We start from the raw sequence: 3,107 nt of genomic DNA, 5'->3' as shown, positions 1-3,107 counted from the left end.
AGGGTGCGAGCCTAAGCGAGCGGGAGGGGGCGCATCCGTACGCCGCACATCCTTCCGCTCGGCTGGAACCAGGATGCGAGAATGCGCCTGGATTGGGGGATGACGTCGCGTCCGGCAAGGCGGCCGGGCGCGATGAATCGCAGCCCCTACAGGTGGAGGGTGAGGCGAGTATCGACGGGAGGATGTCCTCACGTACGTCAGCGGAATACGGCAAGCGGGGATGAGGATGGATACAAACGCGAAGCCGCCCCGGAAAATTCCGGGGCGGCTTCGGTGCACGCGCGGGGTGAGCCGCGGTGCGGGCCTCAGTCGGCGGCGACGTCGGTGACGGCGGCCAGCTCGAAGGGGACCACGTTCACCAGCTTGCGCTTCTTGTCCTTGCGGCCGAACTGAACGGTACCGTCGACCAGGGCGAACAGGGTGTCGTCCTTGGCGCGGGCCACGTTGCTGCCCGGATGGATCTTGGTGCCGCGCTGGCGCATGATGATGTTGCCGGCGAGGACCTTCTCGCCGCCGAACTTCTTCACGCCGAGCCGCTGGGCGTTCGAGTCGCGGCCGTTGCGGGTAGAACCGCCGCCCTTTTTGTGAGCCATGAGTGCGCTCCCTTAGCCGAGGTTGATCTCGTTGACGCGCACTTCAGTGAACTTCTGCCGGTGGCCCTGCTTCCGGCGGTAGTTCTTGCGGCGCTTGTGCTTGAAGATGACGATCTTGTCGTCCTTGCCGTGCCGGACCACGTCGGCCGTGACAGCCGCACCGGAGACCGTGGGCACGCCGACCTTGATGGTGTCGTCGTTGGCGCCCAGCAGCACGTCGTCGAAGGTCACCGTCTGCCCCGGCTCCACGTCGAGCGACGGAATGCGAAGGGTCTTGCCCGGCTCGGCGCGGAACTGCTTCCCGCCGGTGCGGATGATGGCGTACATGTACGGAACTCCCGTTACTGAGACGGAATTGCCTGGAAACAACGCAAGCCCCTAATATCCGCCTTCAGGGGGGTTGTGTCAAGGTGCGGCGGAGGCCCCTCCCCCAGCCCCTCCCCCAAAACTGCCTGGGGGAGGGGAGCCTGTTTGGGGCGGGCGGGAAGCTGCGGCGCCGAGCGGGCGTTGGCGGCAGCGGCGCACCGGCCGCAGAGGGCGGCGGGCGTTCGCGTTTCGGCGGTGGTGGTGCGTGTGAAAACACGGGTGGACACGCGGGTCCGCGCCCTACCGGTGGCGGGGATGACGGGTCACCCCGTGCCGGGCGCGACGGCGGGGTTGTTCCGCCGTATCCCAAAAAAAGAGTTGCGGCGTGAGACTGCCGGGCAGTTTCGGCAGGCTCACGCCGCGGGCGGGGAGACCCCGGACGGAGGCGGGCAGGCAGTATCGCCCGCCGGAGGAGGAGGCTCCCCGCCCCCGCGCAGGAGACGGACGGGCAGGCAGTATCGCCCGGCCGGCTCCGGAGCGGTCCGCCGCCGCCAAGCCTCAGCCCAAAGCGTACTTGGAAGAAAGATCCTGCTGCGAGTTCGCCGCCAGCACGCGGAACTCGTCCTGCTGCATGAGCGGGTCGTCGCGCAGCGTGAGCTGGAGCTTGAGCTGCTTCTCGAGCGTGCGCAGGAACTGCGGCTCGTCCTCGATGATGTAGAGCGCGACCTCGGGATGCGCGCGGATGAACAGCCCGCGCTCCTTGCCGTCGTCCGCCGCCCGCCGCACCGCGCGCTCGATGCGCCGCACGATCGTCTCGGGCGTGAAGATGCGGCCGGTGCCCTTGCAGGTGGGGCACGCCTCGGTCTGCGTCTGGTAGAGCGACGGCCGCACCCGCTGGCGCGTCATCTCGATCAAGCCCAGCTCCGAGACCTGGAACGCCTTGGTCCGCGCCCGGTCGCGCGAAAGGTGCTGCCGCAGCTCCTGGAGCACCTTCTCGCGGTTCTGCTTCGACTCCATGTCGATGAAGTCGCAGACGATGATGCCGCCCACGTCGCGCAGCCGGAGCTGGCGGGCGATCTCCTTGGCGGCGTCCACGTTGGTCTTGAGGATCGTCTTCTCGGGGTCCTTCTTGCCGGTGTAGCGCCCCGTGTTGACGTCGATGGAGACCAGCGCCTCGGTGGGCTCCACGATGATGTAGCCGCCCGACGGCAGGTTCACGCGGCGCTGGAAGGCGTCGGTGATCTCGCTCTCGATGCCGCGCGCGTCGAAGAGCGGCTTGGCGTCCTCGTACAGGTGCACGCGCTCGATGAGCGTGGGGTCCACCTCTTCGAGGTACTGCCGCACCTCGTTGTAGACTTCCTTCTTGTCGATGGTCAGGCTGTCGACCTTCTGCGAGAAGAGGTCGCGGATGATGCCGGCCACCAGCTTGGCCTCGCGCCGCAGCAGCGCCGGGGCGCGGGCGCGGGCCTTCTTCTTCAGGATCTGCTTCCAGGTGTCCTGCAGCGACCGCAGCTCGCGCTCGAAGGTCTCGCGCGTGAGCTCCTCGCCCACGGTGCGGACGATGAGGCCGCCGCTGTTGGGAGGCAGGATCTCCTTCGCCAGGGCGCGCAGACGCGCCCGCTCCTCGCGCTCCTCGATCTTGCGCGAGACGCCCACGTGGTCGCTGCCGGGCATGTAGACGAGGAAGCGTCCGGGCATGGAGATGTGCGCGGTCACGCGCGGGCCCTTGGTGCTGATGGGCTCCTTGCTGACCTGCACCAGGATCTCCTGGCCCTTCTTCACCACGTCCTGGATGGGCGGGTAGTTGCGGGTGCGCCTGCGCCCTCCGCCGCCTCCCCCGCCGCCGCCGGACGCGGCCTCGTCGTCGTCGCCCTCGGCGCCTTCCGCGGGTTCCGCGGGATCGTCTCCGGGCTCGGCCTCGGCATCGGCTTCGTCTTCCAGGGCGACGTCGGAGACGTGCAGGAAGGCGGCCTTGTCGGTGCCGATGTCCACGAAGGCGGCCTGGATGCCGGGGAGCACCGCCTCCACCTTGCCGAGGTAGATGTCGCCCACCATGCGCGCGGCGTCGGGCCGGTCGAGCATGAGCTCGACCAGCACGTCGTCTTCGAGGATGGCGACGCGCGTCTCGCGGGCGGTGGTGTTCATCAGGATCTCGCGCTTCACGCCGCCTCCTCGCGTGCGAGGAGACGGGCGCGGACCCCGGGGGAC

At 68.7% G+C, this 3,107-nt stretch carries 3 protein-coding genes; all 3 read right to left on the bottom strand.

Annotated features, from left to right (window positions below; all coding sequences use genetic code 11):
* Positions 1–305: 305 nt before the first annotated feature.
* The 3 genes from rpmA to VFE05_21985 all read right to left on the bottom strand — a co-directional run bounded on the left by rpmA (position 306) and on the right by VFE05_21985 (position 3,062).
* Positions 306–593 carry a 50S ribosomal protein L27 gene (gene rpmA, locus VFE05_21995; GenBank protein HET6232763.1) on the bottom strand — a complete coding sequence of 96 codons (288 nt, stop codon included), beginning with the start codon at positions 591–593 and terminating at the stop codon, positions 306–308.
* Positions 594–605: 12 nt separating this feature from the next.
* On the bottom strand, positions 606–920 hold the full coding sequence (gene rplU, locus VFE05_21990) for a 50S ribosomal protein L21 (GenBank protein HET6232762.1): 315 nt from the start codon (positions 918–920) through the stop codon (positions 606–608).
* A gap of 537 nt (positions 921–1,457) precedes the next feature.
* Positions 1,458–3,062, bottom strand: coding sequence for an Rne/Rng family ribonuclease (locus VFE05_21985; protein HET6232761.1), 1,605 nt, complete (start codon positions 3,060–3,062; stop codon positions 1,458–1,460).
* Between the last annotated feature and the right edge of the window lie 45 nt (positions 3,063–3,107).

The sequence above is a fragment of the Longimicrobiaceae bacterium genome, from assembly GCA_035696245.1.
Lineage (GTDB): Bacteria > Gemmatimonadota > Gemmatimonadetes > Longimicrobiales > Longimicrobiaceae > DASRQW01.
Note: the sequence above shows the minus strand (reverse complement) of the source record. Positions and strands in the feature narration are given on the sequence as shown.